Origin of the sequence: Chitinophaga niastensis (assembly GCF_003014755.1) — a bacterium.
Classification (GTDB): Bacteria; Bacteroidota; Bacteroidia; order Chitinophagales; family Chitinophagaceae; genus Chitinophaga; species Chitinophaga niastensis.
Genome location: NZ_PYAW01000009.1, coordinates 38,817 through 55,301, shown reverse-complemented (window position 1 = coordinate 55,301; position 16,485 = coordinate 38,817). Strand labels below are relative to the sequence as shown.

10 protein-coding genes are annotated in these 16,485 nt (G+C 41.6%); 4 read left to right on the top strand and 6 right to left on the bottom strand.

The window, feature by feature from the left end; genetic code table 11:
• Positions 1-10: 10 nt before the first annotated feature.
• The 4 genes from CLV51_RS26560 to CLV51_RS26545 are packed head-to-tail and all read right to left on the bottom strand — an operon-like array spanning position 11 to position 6,452.
• The gene (locus CLV51_RS26560) at positions 11-970 is read right to left on the bottom strand and encodes a DUF5007 domain-containing protein (RefSeq protein WP_106531147.1); all 960 of its coding nucleotides are present in this window, start codon (positions 968-970) and stop codon (positions 11-13) included.
• Between the two features lie 11 nt (positions 971-981).
• A complete protein-coding gene (locus CLV51_RS26555; protein ID WP_106531146.1) occupies positions 982-1,653 on the bottom strand; it encodes a hypothetical protein in 672 nt (223 codons plus the stop codon).
• Between the two features lie 22 nt (positions 1,654-1,675).
• The gene (locus CLV51_RS26550) at positions 1,676-3,250 is read right to left on the bottom strand and encodes a RagB/SusD family nutrient uptake outer membrane protein (RefSeq protein WP_106531145.1); all 1,575 of its coding nucleotides are present in this window, start codon (positions 3,248-3,250) and stop codon (positions 1,676-1,678) included.
• 19 nt (positions 3,251-3,269) lie between these two features.
• Complete coding sequence (locus CLV51_RS26545; RefSeq protein ID WP_106531144.1) at positions 3,270-6,452, bottom strand: SusC/RagA family TonB-linked outer membrane protein; 3,183 nt, start codon at positions 6,450-6,452, stop codon at positions 3,270-3,272.
• Positions 6,453-7,283: 831 nt separating this feature from the next.
• On the opposite strand from CLV51_RS26545, the gene CLV51_RS29260 reads away from it, so the two are divergent.
• The 3 genes from CLV51_RS29260 (at position 7,284) to CLV51_RS26530 (ending at position 12,426) form a co-directional block, all read left to right on the top strand.
• A complete protein-coding gene (locus tag CLV51_RS29260; RefSeq protein WP_158267162.1) occupies positions 7,284-7,457 on the top strand; it encodes a hypothetical protein in 174 nt (57 codons plus the stop codon).
• 292 nt (positions 7,458-7,749) lie between these two features.
• On the top strand, positions 7,750-10,983 hold the full coding sequence (locus CLV51_RS26535; protein WP_106531142.1) for a SusC/RagA family TonB-linked outer membrane protein: 3,234 nt from the start codon (positions 7,750-7,752) through the stop codon (positions 10,981-10,983).
• Positions 10,984-10,995: 12 nt separating this feature from the next.
• Positions 10,996-12,426 carry a SusD/RagB family nutrient-binding outer membrane lipoprotein gene (locus CLV51_RS26530; RefSeq protein ID WP_106531141.1) on the top strand — a complete coding sequence of 477 codons (1,431 nt, stop codon included), beginning with the start codon at positions 10,996-10,998 and terminating at the stop codon, positions 12,424-12,426.
• Positions 12,427-13,284: 858 nt separating this feature from the next.
• Here the strand turns inward: CLV51_RS26530 and CLV51_RS26525 are convergent.
• The gene (locus CLV51_RS26525) at positions 13,285-14,022 is read right to left on the bottom strand and encodes an SDR family oxidoreductase (protein WP_106531140.1); all 738 of its coding nucleotides are present in this window, start codon (positions 14,020-14,022) and stop codon (positions 13,285-13,287) included.
• Positions 14,023-14,087: 65 nt separating this feature from the next.
• Positions 14,088-14,960, bottom strand: coding sequence for an AraC family transcriptional regulator (locus tag CLV51_RS26520; protein WP_106531139.1), 873 nt, complete (start codon positions 14,958-14,960; stop codon positions 14,088-14,090).
• A 756-nt stretch (positions 14,961-15,716) separates the two neighbouring features.
• Between CLV51_RS26520 and CLV51_RS26515 the strand changes: the two genes are divergently transcribed.
• Entirely contained in the window at positions 15,717-16,403 is a 687-nt protein-coding gene (locus CLV51_RS26515) for a Type 1 glutamine amidotransferase-like domain-containing protein (protein ID WP_106531138.1), read from the top strand.
• The last annotated feature ends 82 nt before the right edge of the window (positions 16,404-16,485 follow it).

Genomic DNA, 16,485 nt, shown 5'->3' with positions numbered 1-16,485 from the left:
GGATTCATACTCATAACTTTGTTACATTCGGTAACTTCACAATAACCTCGTAAGTACCATTTATCATGATCTGGAAACCGAACCGTGGATTCGCTGACCAGGCTTTGGGGGCAGCGCCATCCATTTTGATAAACCAGGCAGGAATACGGTAATAAATAAGATAATTGGCGTATCCGGGAATCAGTTTGGATGGATATGGCGCAATCGCATAGTCTGTGATTAAAGCCGTATCAGTAACAATCACCGGGTTGAACTTTGCATAGGAAGTAAATGATGGCCGGTTACCACGCACAATCACTTCGCCGTTCCTGGGATTAAACAGTTTTCCATTCTTATCCATTATTTTCAACGTCACTTTGGTACCGGTTGGTGAGATCTGTTTTAATTCCATCGTACCATTTACCTGACCGGGAAAAGTATTGGTTACGGAATCGAAACCGGGTATCACCGGCACTTCTGTCATGCGGATATACTCAGGGTCTGTTATATGCAAACGCGCCAGGTTCTTATAGATCTTGCTCCCATTGACATTGGTGGCCTTTACATCAAATTCATAGACCCCATTGGGAAGATTGATGGAAGGTGTTTTAAACAGGAATCCACCGTTTACCGGGTTGAACTCAAAGGAAGATTCATTCAGACTATCCTGTTTAGCCCTCAGCAAGGCAACGGTGGTATCAGTATCAGGGTTGAATGACATCATATCTTTAAATACCCATACCGGGTATTTTGTGGTAAAGGCAGCAGGCAGCTTGCTTCCATCTACCGGGCGTATATCCAGCATTTCAAATCTTACCGGCGGTGTGGAGCCGTCAAATAAAATACCGGGATAACGGGCAGTAATGCCTTTGGATATAAATATTTCCGGGCTCTTGTAACGTATGCCATCACTTAAAAAACCGTTTTCGACCTTGGTACAACCGGCCACCAGTAAGATAACAGCCAGTGCAGTGAATAAGATATATTTCATAGATCGTTTTTTTAATTTCCTCTGTAAATGTAAAATCCCATATTGGTGCTGGCATCCAGCACATGTACCATACCGGTGGCTGTGCGTACTTCAGATGTTTGTACATAGGAGTAATAGTCCGGCTCCTTGTTCTCTGTTCCTGCGGGTACATCTTCGTCGGGTATTCCAAATATGCGCCGTAGCAAGATCCTGTTGGTAGTAGACCGGATACCACTTACATCGATATAATATTTCTCCAGGCTGATATAATAACTCCCTTCTCCATTGCTGTTGGAAAATAACTTCTTCGTATAACCAAGCGCATTCTTATCTATGACGCCTTTAAAAATATGCCGGCGCAGATAAAATTTAATACTGTCAACAGATAAGCTATCGAAAGTGAATTGCAGATTTTCGTTATTGGTGCGGCGTTGCAGCGCAATGGTTTGCTGTGCCAGGAAATTTGTAACGCCAACATTGGTGGGAGAAAAAAAAGTGATATCTCCATTGATTTCCGTTTTCATACCCGCCTTATCTATCAGCATTACTACAGTATCCAATGCGCGGCTTTCTTTCAAAAAATCGTAGGAAGACATCTTCCTGATCCTCTCCAGATCAGTGCCTCCGGAATTTACGAGGTAATTATCTTTTTTACATCCTGCTATCATCAGTAATAACAGGAGTAACAGTTGAATCATCTTCATAATTAATATTTTTCTGTTAACATTAAATTTTACCTGCCCAGTATTTATTCTGTACCAGTAACCTGTTATTATTAAAGAGCGCGGGATCCAGTGGCATCAGGTAACCCTCCTGATTATAACGTCCCGGTGTAAGCCAGGGCACAAAAGACCGTTTCATCCGTACATTATCGAAGTAAAGTTGTCCTTCCATAAATAATTCGCAGGCCCGTTCGGTCATAATCTCGTCCAGTAGCCGGTTATAGGACAAAGGTGCTTCACTTACAAAAGCAACAGAATCCATTTGCGGCCGGTTGCGGGAATGGCGGAAATCACGCAACTGGGAATAGGCAGCCCCCAACTGTCCGTTGTACACGGCAATTTCCATTCTGGAGAGCAGCAGGTCAGCATAGCGGATCAGGGAAACATTATTATCGAGATAAGGTTCCGTCAATTGATTAGGATTATTGTAGATGATGTTATTGTATTTTATGAAGATGGGGCTGGTCCCGTCCGCATCATACATAAAAAGATTTCTTCGTATATCCGTGTCCGGTATAGTATCTCCTTTATTCGGGCCAGTCTGTATGATACGTGGAAATAAAGTATTTACATAACTGGTTCCGAGTCCGAGTGAGCTGGCATACGTTTTAGCCAATACAGGCACCCGCAGAAACTTCATTGGCATGAGGTTATTGGAGCCTTCGTTATAAGCATATCGTGTGTACAGTTCAAAAATACTTTCGCGGCTGTTGCCCACAAATACTTTCGAATAACGAATACTGTCTACCATTCCGTTTGTCATTGGTAATCCATATAGCCCACTGCCAATGATCTGCTCAATCAATGCGGAGGCTTTACTTACATCGCCCATATCAGGTGTAGCATCAAAAGAAGGCCGTTTGATCACACAGGCACGCCACATATATACCTGTGCCTGCAAAGCCATCACGGCCGCTTTGTTGGGCACTGTTCCCCTATCGGTTTCCACCTGATATTCCATATCCAGGCAGTTGGCAGCAGCGTCGAGATCGTTTAAGATCTGTTGCACCACAAGATTTTTATCTGTGCGGGCCAAAGGTTTATTGGCAATAGGCTCAGGATCTTCCTTTAATACAAGCGGGACATCTCCAAAAGTGCGCAGCAGTTGAAAATACACATAGGAGCGGATAAACAGGGCTTGTCCCGCTATCTGTTTACGTCCTTTTTCAGCGTCATCCTGGAAAGTATTATCCGGTACCAGGGGCAGCTTTTCCAGGATGAGGTTTGTTTGCAGGATCGTACTGTAAAAGCGGGACCAGTTACGAAATACATCGAGGTAATTCATCTCAAATTTACCTATTTGTATATTCCAGTCAGAATTGTAAAAATATGGCGCCGAGCCTGTAATAACAATATACTGGCTCCCTAAGGTCATGTCGCCCAGGTTGTGCAGGTAATCCTGTTCCAGCATATTGGATCGCAAGGCCGCATAAGCACCTGCCAGCGCCTTTTTCATGTCATTCTCCGACTTCCAGAATTTCTCTGCGTAAGTGGTATCCTTCGGCACCTGGTTCAGCATTTTTTTACAACCTGATAAAAATGCCGCAGCTATCATGATGATTATTAAGATCCGTTTCATAAAAAGTGTTTAGCTGGTTTTATAATCCTACATCTACGCCTAATGTATATTTATGCGGGCTCGGATAGCCGGCACCGTTATACTCACCATATGGATTTACATTTTCCGCATCGGGTAATCTTTTAGATGCCTGGAAGATGTATACATTATCCATAAGACCGTAAAAGCGCAGCCGGCTCAGGTGCAATGGTTTCAGTGCTTTGGCGCTTAATGTGTACCCCATTGATACATTTTTGATCCTGAAGTAGTCTCCCTTTTCCAGGAAGAAGGTTTGGTCCGGGCGATAATAATAGCGGTAGGTGCCGATATCCATTCTCGCATATTGTGCTTTATCACCCGGCTTACGCCAGATGTTCATAGCGGAAAGATCTGATACCGCATATTTGGCAAACTGGCTACCATCATCATAGCCATAACGGCCATAGGTATCCGATTCATAGAGGTTCAGTACATCTCTTTTAAAGGTGAATGTGCAAAGAAACCCAAGGGTAAAATTCTTCCAGTAAAAATTTTGTGTAATACCTCCTGTGAGAAAAGGATTTGGATTACCATAAGGAATTTTATCGCCGGTAATACCACCATTAAATGCATCTATGATACCATCGCCGTCTATATCTGCAAATGCAAACTCTCCCGCCCGGAAAGGGTTGTTGGAAGAAGGGTCATTCACGGCTCCTACCTGTAATTTCTTACCGGTATACTTATCAGTAGGAACATCATTATCTGTTGCATATACTCCCAATGTTTTTAACAGGTAGAAAGTATTGACCGCCTGCCCGCGTGTGAGGAGATGCGTAGTATTAAACAGATTACCGAATGTAATATCGCGGTTACCATTGGGCATGCTTACCACCAGGTTTTTATTCATGCTTACGTTCCACAATATCTCCCAGCGCAGGGCGCTTTTTTCCGGCAATACATTCCGTAACTGAAAGTTCAGGTCTATACCAGAATTGCGGATCTGTGCACCATTTGTTTTAGCCGTGGCAATACCAGTGGTGCTTTGCAGGCCCATATCTATCAAGCCTGCCTTACTATTTTTCACATACACATCTGCGCTGAAATAATATTTCCCGTTCATCAGCTCTGCTTCAATACCACCATTCCAGCTACCTGTCTTTTCCCAGCTGATATCCTTTTGTGCTACACCACCAGTGCCAAACTGCGGGGTAATGGTTACGGTGCCATTATAGGTATTGGGATTTAAACTGCTGCCGGAATAACCAGCGCCGCCAATATTATACAGGCTATACTGCAGGTAGTAGTCGCCCGGCAGATTTCCCAGCACGCCATAACTGCCACGGAATTTCAGCATCGTTAACCAACTCGCAGAACGGCTCATGAAGGGCTCATTGCTGATAATCCAGCCTGCAGAAATCGCGGGAAAATATCCCCATTTGTTTTTGGGTCCGAAGCTGGAAGCTGCGTCCCCGCGCAGTGACGCAGAAAACAGGTAGGTGCTTTTATAATCATAATTTACCCTGGAAAATAAAGACAGGATGCCAAAGGCAGAATAGGCAGAACTACCGGAAAGATAAGGTCCTTGTGGAAATCCGTTCACCACCTGTATTTGGTCACTGGCTCCGCGATCACCTCTTGCAAAAGTATTCTGGAAGGTGCTGTATTGTACTTCCTGGCCTATAATAGCATTGATCGTATGTTCTTTTCCTTTGCCCAGTACTACGTTCCAGTTCAGGTCATTGGAAGTGGTATAACTTTGTTGCAGACTGCTGTTGGAGGAGGAAGAATTACCCAGGTCCTGGTTCAGTACACTGGGAACAGCAACATCTCTTCTGCCCATTACCACTGCCACAGAGTTACGTGAGCGGAAAGATAATTGTTTGGATAAACTCAGGTGGAAAGAGATATCTCCATTTACCTGGTTATCTGTGTTAATATCCATATTGCCGGAATATCTGCCCAATACACTTTGCAGGCTGCTTTCATCCGGCGCAAACAGTGAGGAAGGCAAGCTTTGGCCCACTGCGCCGAAAAGATCGGCGCTGCCTGATCCACGCCCTCTTTCTATGCGTGCCAGTCTTATATTAGGTACTACTTCAAATGCCCCGTTTTTGGTACGGATAGAAGAAGAGTAATTCATTGTGTAACGCTTAAATCCGGTAGCCTTTACGATACCATCTTCCATATAAAATCCGGCAGATAAACGGTAGGTGTTATACTCCGTTCCCCCGTATACGTTAAGATCTACATTGCGTACCATACCATTGCGATAGAACATCCTTTGCCAGTCGGTTACCTTATTCAGGTCAGGGTTCAAACTGTCTGTCATGATAAGGCTCCTATGGGTAAGCCGGTACACATTACCATCAAATGCATCATCGTACAAGCGGTTCTTTTCGCGGCGTTCCTGTGCTCCCACCAGTACTGTACGGAGTTTAGGGATTTCTGTGAGGCCACCATAAGCAGAAATATTAAAACGCGGTGCGCCTGTGTGTGCGCGTTTTGTTTTGATGATGATCACACCATTGGCACCACGGGAACCATAAACAGCGGCGGCAGCAGCATCTTTCAATACATCCACTGATTCAATTTCATTCGGATTTAAACCGGCAATATTATTGGTGCCGGTTCCCATATCCGGCCCTGCCATGTCATCATTAAACTGTGGTACATCATCGATCACATACAGTGGTTTGTTTAATATCTTGTATTGATTATTTTGATAGGAAGTACTGATAGCCGTATTTCCCCGCACAGAAATAGTAGGTGCAGCACCGGGTTCGCCGGTGAAATTTTGCACGTTTACACCAGACATGCGGCCTTGCAGGAGCTGCTCAAAACTACCGGCAGGAATATTTTCAATATCCTTACCGCGTATGCTGGAAACTGCCGCGGTAGCCTTCCTCCTGCTTACCGTCTGGTAGCCGATCACTACTACATCTTCCAGCGCGCCACTTTTCTGCGTAAGTACAATGTCCAGATGCGTACGTCCTTTTAGTTTTTGTTCTTGTTTGAGATACCCAATAAAACTGATTTCCAGTGTAGCGTCGGGTAGTACAGCGATAGAGAACTCTCCTTTTTCATTTGTGACGACCCCCTGGCTATTCCCTTTAATTTTTACGGAGGCTCCGGGCAATCGCCCGTTTCTTTCATCTGTAATAGTGCCGCTAACCTTTACGGTTTGGGCAATAGATGGTAAGACCGCCAATAAGGCGATAAAAGCCATGACAATTTTTAGCATGGATTAAGATTTAATGCTGTGTTGAAAAATCCTGGTTGATATACTTTGAAAATGCTGACTGATATACTAATGGTACAGGCCTATTTAAGTGCAACAACTACCAATCAGATACAGTAATCTTTATGCTGTGGGCAGCAGATGGTGAGATCGCCCATAAGGCAATAAAACCATGACAGTTTTCTACATGGACTAAGGTTTAATATAGTGTTGAAAAATCCTGGTTGATATACTTTAAAAATGCTGATTCATATACTAATCATTACAGGTTTGCTCACGGGCCTCAACTACCAATTGGATATGGTAATGGCGAATAGATATCACTGTTCATCCGGCAGCTACTTAATAACTCCAATAAAACAAATTTATCACGAAAGCATAAATATTACTACCAGAAAATTAACTGATAGCATACCGATTTTAACAGAACAATTCAACACAAAAAAAATCCGGATTATTAGTGAAGGTGAAAAACAACAGAGTTAAAATTTGTAAACAAACAGGTAATTTTCGTCAACTACTAATCTAATAAAAGTGGTCTATTTGTAACAGCGAAACAAAAACATCCGCTTAAAAAATATAGATGGCCGGAATAATTCACCGCTCCGGACACTGGTTATGAGAACCTACGGGAAACACCATTACATCGCGTTGCATACTGGTTCCTAAATTATTAACTGTCAATGTACACAGGCATTCCCTGCATAATATATTGTGGCCTTCCCCAACGTGCAGTCGTAGCCTTGATGATTATTTGCATAGACATCACACTCCCGTTTATGCATTGCAAAAGTATCCGCGTTTTATTTTAAATCAATTATAAACAAACTATTCATGAAAAAAGAAGTGTCAAAAAAATTACACCTGGGGAAAATTAAAATTGCTACGCTTCACTATGGTAACGAAGCAATAGCAAAAGGCGGAAAAGTTCCACTGACGCTGCAACCCAGCATATGTCAATGCGATAGCTACCTTCCCTGTATTACACAGAACGCCGGTATTTGTTAATTTTAATACGCTGAAATTTTACTTTTTGTTGTTGATCGATAAGCGCAAATATACTGCCGCTAAAGGCGGTAGTATATTGCACATCAGCGCTATCAACATAATAATGCTAAAAACTGAAATGCCTCATGAATCATTAAAAACATAGCACATACACCGCAAAAAAAAATTAAAATCCGCCTGTGGCAATATTTATCTACTGAAATAATTCTCTCATACCAAAACGCAATTACAACAAAATCGCCTAATAGTTTTCTTCTTCATTATATCTAACCAAAACTAAAAAGTAACACGTATGAAAAAGATCGTACAGTTATTCACCATGCTTATGGTGAGTACCTCCCTGGCATATGCCCAACAGCACCAGGTCTCGGGAAAAGTTACAGGAGAAGACGGATCCCCGGTTCCTTTTGCCACTATCAAAATAAAAAACAATACAACGGGAGCACTGGCTGATAACGATGGCCGGTTTTCCATCACTGTACCGGGTAATGATGCGGTATTACAGGTGCATAGCATTGGCTACCAACCACGTGAAATTACAGCAGGCAATGTGCTCAGCATAACTATTACACTCATCTCCGACTCAAAAAATCTTGGAGAACTCGTAGTTACTGCCATGAATGTGAAAAGGAAAAAAAATGAGCTGGCTTATTCATCGCAGGTTGTTAGCGGCGATGAACTGAACAGAGCAAGAACCAGCAATATTGTGAATTCCCTTTCCGGTAAAGTTGCAGGCCTGCAGGTTAGCCAGAATAACACCATGGGCGGCTCTTCCAACATCGTGCTGCGAGGCAGCAAATCCATTTCGTTCAACAACCAGGCGTTGTTTGTTATTGATGGTGTACCGGTAGACAATTCAAATAAGAATTCAGGAACGCAGATGTTGGGACGCGGAGGATACGACTATGGTAACGCCGCAGCAGATATTAACCAGGATGATGTGGAGTCTGTAAACGTGCTTAAAGGCGCCGCTGCAACAGCGCTTTACGGTTCACGTGCAGCCAATGGCGTTATTATGATAACTACTAAAAAAGGGCGTAAAGGTTTGGGTATTACAGTAAATACAGGCGTAACATTTGGTGCTATTGATAAGAGCACCTTACCCGTTTATCAGAAACAATTCGGAGAAGGATATTATGATCCTCAGGGTGGTACTTATGGTTCTCCCGATGGATATTTTTTTTATGAAGATGTAAATGGTGATGGTGTAAAAGACCTCATATCACCCTTTACAGAAGATGCTTCTTTCGGCGCTCCCTACAATCCTAATTTAATGGTATATGACTGGCGGTCTTTCTACAAGGGCTCTCCTACTTATGGTAAACCACAGCCCTTTGTAGCCCCGAAGCATGACCCCAATAGTTTTTATGAAAACCCGTTAACCACTAACAACAGCATTTTAATAGACGGTGGCGGCGATAATGGTTATTTTAAACTGGGGTATACCAAAACATCAGAAAAGGGAATACTGCCCAACAGCAAGCTGGGTAAGGATATGGTAAACTTTGGTGCTTCGTATAAAATTTCTGATCGGCTGACAGCTTCAGGCAGCATCAATTATACTTTTACCAATGGTAAAGGAAGATACGGTACAGGATATGATCCCAATAATATCATGCGCAGCTTCCGCCAGTTCTATGCGTTGAATGTAGATATGATGGATCTGAAAGCGGCTTATTTCAGTACTGGTAAAAATGCTACCTGGAATATGAAAAGCATCACCGATCCAAGTCCCCTATACGAGAACAATCCCTATTGGACCCGCTATAAAAATTTTGAAACAGATGAACGCTACCGCTACTTCGGAAATGCAGCTTTAAACTATAAGCTGGCCAGCTGGCTGGATGTACTGGGGCGTGTTTCACTAGACTCTTACAGTGAAATGCAGGATGAAAGAATAGCCGTTGGCAGCAAGGGCGTTTCTTCCTTTAACCGGTTCAACCGCATGTTCAGTGAATACAACTACGACCTCCTGCTGAACGTAAATAAGAACATTACAAAAGACCTCAATTTTAAAGGATTGCTGGGTAGCAACATCCGCAGAACCAAAGTGAGCTCTATTTTTGCCGCCACTAACGGAGGCTTATCGGCACCAGACTTATATACCCTTGACAACTCTAAAAATCCGATACTGGCCCCTACCGAATTTTTAAGTGAGGCGCAGGTAGATGGTATTTTTGCAGGTGCTAACCTGGGATATAAAGAAATGTTGTTCCTGGATGCAACCGTGCGCCGGGATCGTTCTTCTACTTTACCGGAGCATAATAATACCTATTATTATCCTTCTATATCCGGAGGCTTTGTGTTCTCACAACTACTTAAAAATATATCGTGGCTAAGTCTTGGTAAAATAAGACTGAATTATGCTGAAGTAGGCAGCGATGCCCCACCTTTAAATGTGCTTACTACCTACGATAAACCTACTCCTTTTGGCAATGCACTCCTTTTCTCTGTTGCCGGCAGACTTAATAATCCTGACCTGCAACCGGAACGGACCAAGAGTGCAGAAGGCGGGCTTGAGCTGTCTTTCTTTCGCAATCGCCTGGGCTTCGATATTACCTGGTATAAAACCAATACCGTAAACCAGATCCTTGCAACGCCCGTATCAACTGCTTCAGGTTATACCAGTAAAGTGGTGAACGCTGGAAATGTAGAAAATAAAGGGATAGAAATTACAGTGAATGCAACGCCCGTTAAAACACCTGATTTTTCATGGACAGTAAACCTTAACTGGGCGCGTAACCGAAATAAAGTGCTTTCCTTACCAGCTGGTATAGATAATGTATTATTGGGAGGAGGCACTTTTCAGAGCGGCATTTCCCTCAACGCTTCTTTAAACCAGCCATATGGTGTTATCAGGGGAACTGACTTTGTAATTGATCCTGCAACCGGACAACGCATTGTGGGAGATAACGGTTATTATAAAATAGGTGGTAACGGGGTTATTGGCAATCCTAATCCTGACTGGATTGGTGGTGTTACCAATACATTTAAATATAAAAATCTCAGTCTGAGTTTCCTCGTGGATATGCGTCAGGGCGGGCAATTATTTTCGCTGGATATGTTTTATGGTACCGGCGCAGGCTTATATCCAAATACAACCGGGCTGAATGAACTGGGTAAATCGGTACGCGATACGGGACCTGATGGCGGAGTTATTTACCAGGGTGTTACCATAGATGCAAATGGTAAAAGTCAGCCTAATACCAAAAGAGTGCCTTATACAGGGCAGAGAGGTTTGGGTTCCAATTCAAGTCCGCATTCCGAATTTATATATGATGCCAGCTATGTAAAACTGAGAGAAGTAGCCATTAATTATACTTTGCCACAAGCACTGATTTCAAAAACAGGTTTGTTTAAAGGAATTGATATTGCTGTTATTGCCCGCAATCTGTGGATCATCCATAAAAATCTCCCTTATGCTGATCCTGAAGATAATTTAGGCGCAGGCAACCTGCAGGGTTTTATGGGCGGCAGCTATCCTACAGCCCGGACATTTGGTTTTAACCTGAAGTTTAGATTCTAAAAATTTAACACCATGAAGAAAATAACAATATTTTTTGGGTTATGTACGATAGCGCTGTTATCCTGTACTAAAACAGACCTCAATACGCCTACCAAAGGTGCAGCTATAGCACCGGGTTCCTCACTGGTTACGGCCGCGCAAAAGAGCCTTGTAGATGCTATGACCAACAGCAATGTATTCAACAATGTATTCCGCTTAATGGCCCAATACTGGGCACAAACTACCTATCCTACCGAAAGCCAGTACCGGTTGCAGGAAAGAAAAGTACCCGATACATTCTGGGATCCGATGTACCACAGCGTGCTGAAAAACCTGGAAGAAGCTAAAACACTTATTCCCAGGGAACCAAATCCGGACCAGGTACAGGTTAAAAACCAGCTGCTGATCATTGATATGTTACAGGTATATACTTATTCTATACTGGTAAGTACCTTCGGTGATATCCCCTATTCACAGGCACTGAACAATACCAACATGTTACCTGCATACGACAAACAGGATGTTATTTTTGCCGATCTGCTAAAAAAGCTGGATACAGATATAAGCGGTCTGAATCCTGCCGGATCAAGCTTTGATAATAACGATATTATTTACAAGGGATCAGTAGCTGCATGGATTAAATTTGGTAATAGTCTTAAATTAAGACTCGGGTTGCAACTGGCAGATGCCGACCCAGTAAAAGCTAAAACAACAGTAGAATCGGCTGTTGCCGACAACGGCGGCTTAATATTAACAGCCACTGATAACGCCCGGTTAAAATACCTGGTTAGCCCACCTAACAATAATCCTGTATGGGCAGATGTTGTTCAGGGAGGACGCACGGATTGGGTGCCTGCCAATACGATCGTTGACATTATGAATAATTTACAGGATCCGAGAAGAAAAGCTTTTTTCACCATGAAAGATGCCGGCTACCTTGGGGGAATATATGGTTCCGCTAATACTTATGGCACCTACTCACATATTAATCCGGCTATTACAGCTGCTGACTTTGAAGCGCTTTTATTTGATAACAGCGAAACAGAGTTTTTACTGGCTGAAGCAAAAGAAAGAGGATTTAATGTGCCCGGCACCGCAATAGCACATTATAATAATGCTGTTAAAGCCTCACTGTTTTATTGGGGATGCACTGACGCAGAATATAACACATATATCAGCAGGAATGATGTTGCCTATGATAAGGCTCCGGGCGATTATAAACGGAAAATAGGAACACAACAGTACCTGGCATTTTATAACCGCGGAGTAGAAGGCTGGCTGGCATGGCGGAGATATGATTATCCTATCTTCAATGTTCCTGTAGACCTTACCTATAACGATATTCCCAAACGTTATATCTACCCGGTTGCGGAAAAGAATTTGAATACCAATAACTACCAGGCCGCATCTGCCAGTATTGGTGGGGATAAACTAACTACCAGGCTTTTCTGGGATAAATTCTGATATTCATTTTCCTATTTGTTTTTATCATTTCCAAAGCATTATAAAATTTTAAGCAGCTGGAAATAAATCTTCCAGCTGCTTAAAATTTATCAAATGTTATCGTTGCCTGTAATTTATATTGAACAACCTGAAACGCTTAGTTGCTCTTTACTTATCTAAATATTTTTTACCTCAATAATAAAAAATCACCTATTTTAGCAACTCAATACTCACCTTACATTTCTCCCCAGAACTTAAGCCTGATAATATTATTTTAACCAGTAAATCCAATTCCTGACATTGTGCTAACTAAGGGCTGACCTTGTGGTAAGAATATTGGGTAATATTGTATCATTGAAACAGGGGTTTATTTTTACTTTTAGCAAATCTGATTACAACTTGTATCTGAGAGTTGTAATGATGAGATATAATAAATGTAAAGGGTCGCAGACAATGTCTGCGACCCTTTACATTTATTATATCTCAATTTTTTATTGTTTGTTCTTCCTTACGTTCACATAAGGTTAACCTACGTATACGATTTATATCAGCCGGAAACCCTCAGGCATCAATGTACCAGAAATTTAGACACTAAATGGTCATCCCTTAAGCAGAGGTTCGAATCCAGTTGCCCCGACTACAGTACAAGTGGGAATAGATGTGACTGAATAGGTTCATTTATTCCCACTTTTGTTTAAAATGCATTGGCTGTTTTAGGCTTTATCCGACTTCACGCCTTTATAAATACTCAGCATGTGACAGCAGAATATAGTACAAAAGTTTAATAGTAGCATAACTGTTGAGCATTTAACGTCAAGCCGCCATATTGCAAATACCCTGTTAGCGGTTCGTTGTTTCAGTTCTTATGCTTCATCTTCGTTACCAAGGTATTTCTCCTGTTTCAGGATTATTTTCCTCACTAAAAAATTTTCCTGTTGGGCCATCATTGGCAATTAGAACATATTTTACTATCCGTTTTCCGGCATCTTTAACAGTTCCGGGCCCACGATGTCCATTGAAATCTGTTTTTGTATATCCCGGGCAAACGGCATTTATTTTGAAGTTGGTATTTTTTAATTCGTATGCCAAAACAACAGTGTACATATTCAAGGCTGATTTTGAAGAAAGATATACAACGCCTTTGTAGTCGTAGTATTTATATGTTGGGTCGCTGTGCAGGGTAATTGACCCCTGACTTGAACTTACATTTACAATACGAGGTTCTGACGACTTTTTCAATAAATCAATAAATGCCTGTGTAACCCGCACCACGCCGTAAACATTTGCATCATAAGTTGCTTTAAACTGATCAATAGTTGAGTCAAGTGCCGTTTGTGGGTAACCACCATAAATACCCGCATTATTAATAAGGATGTCCAACACTTTTGTTTTTTTTCCTATTTCTTTACGGGCTTTAATTACTGATTCGTCATCTGTAATGTCAAGCTGAATAACTTCTACATTGTTTAATCCCTTCGCTTTTAATTTAGCAACGGCTTCAACACCATTTTCTAAATTACGACTACCGAGGTAAACATAAATTCCTTTTTGAGCAAGTTGCTGTGCAACTTCAAAGCCAATGCTTTTGTTAGCTCCTGTTACTAATGCAAATTTCATTTCTTGTATGAATTTTATGAGGCAAAAGTAGCGGGCTAAAAAATAGCGGAGATGGACAATTCATTCTATTTCCCCGACAAATCTTGCTTGGGTAAAAATTCACTTGCACTTTTTCCTGTGCTTTTTTTGAAGAGCTTTGAAAAATAATCAGGGTCATTAAAGCCCAATTCATAGGCCAATTCTTTGATAGAAGTATTAGAATAACGCAATTTTCTCTGGGCTTCGGCCATCAAACGGTTAATAAAATAATCTTTTGGCGATGTTCCGGAACATTCTTTTACAATCCGATATAAACTGTTTGTAGATAAAGCTAATTTTTCTGCAATTACGTTGATAGAAGGTTGCTCTGTAAGGTACGTTTCCACGACTAATTTGAACTCGATAAACTTTGAAAGGTTAGTGTTTAAGATATTGAGGGGTTCTTTGTTTTTGAAATAAGCGCTGTTTAATTCTGATAGCAACGAGTTCAAATAAGCTAATATTATTTCAGTATCGGTCTCATATTTATCTAAGTGAAGTATCTGATTTAAAATTCCAAAAACCTTTATTACTCTTTCTTTTGCAGGACTGTCAAGAACTATGGTTTGTGCGTTTAAAGGGTTGACTAAAAAGGGAAATTGTTGTGGCAACAATGCCAATGTATTTTCATCAAACAGCAGCTTGAAATATTTAAGATTGTCTGTTTTGGCGGGTGGCGTAAAAATTTGATTTGGCATTGCAAAAAGCAAGTGTCCGTCAGTAAGCGTAAAGTCTTGTAAGTCTACATTGTATGTAATTGAACCGCTTTCAATTAATACAATAAAATAAGAAGATAATTTGCGGGGTTGCAGCAATTTTTTTTGAGTATCAACAGAAAGATAAGGATTGTCATTTGAGCGAATCTTTATTCCCAGCTCATCATTCTGTAAACCCTCATATTTCCCTTTTTGTTCTTGCATATTATTTGCTCAAAAGTTTGTGGGTAATTTTTGAATTGAAAATTTGTGTAAGTATAGGCTTTTATAAAATAATATCATCTTCCTAGGGAGGAGGAGGCCAATAAATTTGTTTTTTACAACAGGATTCTTATAGGGCGCTTCATTCGATCCAGATTTTAGTCATAATTGCAACTATCTTTCGCTTCTGATAATTGCAATTGGGGAAAATCATTTAAACAAACTTCGAAGAACTATACAAGTAAGATAAAATAAATATGAGGAACTTCCAAACTAGCCTAAATGTATGAAAAATTATTACACCTTTGACTGAGTGCTAGAAATAGTAATATCATTTAATATAAGACATTAATACCGATTCGCTACTTCATTCCTTTATAAGTGACCTAAGTACAATTTGACTAGTTGTTCAATCTGTGTATTTTATACTGGACTGCGTGAATAAAGTGTCGATTAAAACTAAATCTTCAATTAAAATGTTCGAACTGGGTCCAGTCATCCCGACACTAAAAGAAGAACCCTTCATATCGTTGGATTTGAAGGGTTCTTCTTTTTAAATAATTTCGAATCAATTCAAGTAAAATTTTCTATTTAGTTCAATGTTAATATCTGAGATAAGGTTTGAATCAATTTGGGCTTTTGAAGATTTATGAATAAATTTCAAAAGTGATTCCAGCACCATAGATAAATATTATGCCTTCATCAAATTAAAAGATAGGCTTATCGGGCAGGGCAACGATATAGCCAAATAAAGAAATTATGAAGCTTCTTCTCACTTCCGCCGGCATCAGCAACACGAGCATCCACAACGCGCTGGTTGACCTCCTGGGCAAACCGATTACCGAGGCCAGCGCCCTTTTTGTCCCTACCGCAATATACGCCTTACCCAATGGTGCTGACATAGCACGAAGGGTGATTTGCGGATCATTAGGTGACCCTTTCTGCGAATTGGGTTGGAAGTCGTTGGGAGTGCTTGAACTCACCGCACTGCCCAGCATCAAACAAAAGCTTTGGGTTCCCATGCTCCAGGAGACTGACGCCTTGCTGGTCGGAGGCGGCGACTGCCAGTATCTGTGCTACTGGATGCAGCAGTCCGGACTGGCAGACCTCTTGCCGTCGTTGCTGCGCAAGACGGTCTATGTGGGCTTGAGTGCCGGGAGTATGATAATGACTCGCTTTGGAACGACCTACGGTGACCACACGCTGCCAGCCGAAAGCGCTAAGTCGCTGAGACTGGTAGATTTTGCGCTGCATCCGCATCTGGATCATGAGTGGTTCCCGGAGAATTCCCTTGCCAACCTGGAAAAGTTGGCCGCCACGATACCCGTGCCGTCATATGCGATTGACGATCACACCGCCATTAAAGTGACCGATGGCACCGTTGAAGTCGTATCCGAGGGACACTGGAAGCTGTTTACCCCTAATATCACTCACATCGACGTTTAAAAGACTTTCGATTGTTAGTTGAATTTTATTAATCAACATCATCTTTGCACATTAACAGGGTTCTCTTTGATTAGCCTGATGC

What these genes read in the sequence shown, in the direction of transcription:
- CLV51_RS26545 (WP_106531144.1), bottom strand. Translation starts at nt 6,452, where the DNA reads ATGCTAAAAATTGTCATGGCTTTTATCGCCTTATTGGCGGTCTTACCA.
- CLV51_RS26515 (WP_106531138.1), top strand. Translation starts at nt 15,717, where the DNA reads ATGAAGCTTCTTCTCACTTCCGCCGGCATCAGCAACACGAGCATCCAC.
- CLV51_RS26530 (WP_106531141.1), top strand. Translation starts at nt 10,996, where the DNA reads ATGAAGAAAATAACAATATTTTTTGGGTTATGTACGATAGCGCTGTTA.
- CLV51_RS26535 (WP_106531142.1), top strand. Translation starts at nt 7,750, where the DNA reads ATGAAAAAGATCGTACAGTTATTCACCATGCTTATGGTGAGTACCTCC.
- CLV51_RS29260 (WP_158267162.1), top strand. Translation starts at nt 7,284, where the DNA reads ATGAAAAAAGAAGTGTCAAAAAAATTACACCTGGGGAAAATTAAAATT.
- CLV51_RS26560 (WP_106531147.1), bottom strand. Translation starts at nt 970, where the DNA reads ATGAAATATATCTTATTCACTGCACTGGCTGTTATCTTACTGGTGGCC.
- CLV51_RS26525 (WP_106531140.1), bottom strand. Translation starts at nt 14,022, where the DNA reads ATGAAATTTGCATTAGTAACAGGAGCTAACAAAAGCATTGGCTTTGAA.
- CLV51_RS26550 (WP_106531145.1), bottom strand. Translation starts at nt 3,250, where the DNA reads ATGAAACGGATCTTAATAATCATCATGATAGCTGCGGCATTTTTATCA.
- CLV51_RS26520 (WP_106531139.1), bottom strand. Translation starts at nt 14,960, where the DNA reads ATGCAAGAACAAAAAGGGAAATATGAGGGTTTACAGAATGATGAGCTG.
- CLV51_RS26555 (WP_106531146.1), bottom strand. Translation starts at nt 1,653, where the DNA reads ATGAAGATGATTCAACTGTTACTCCTGTTATTACTGATGATAGCAGGA.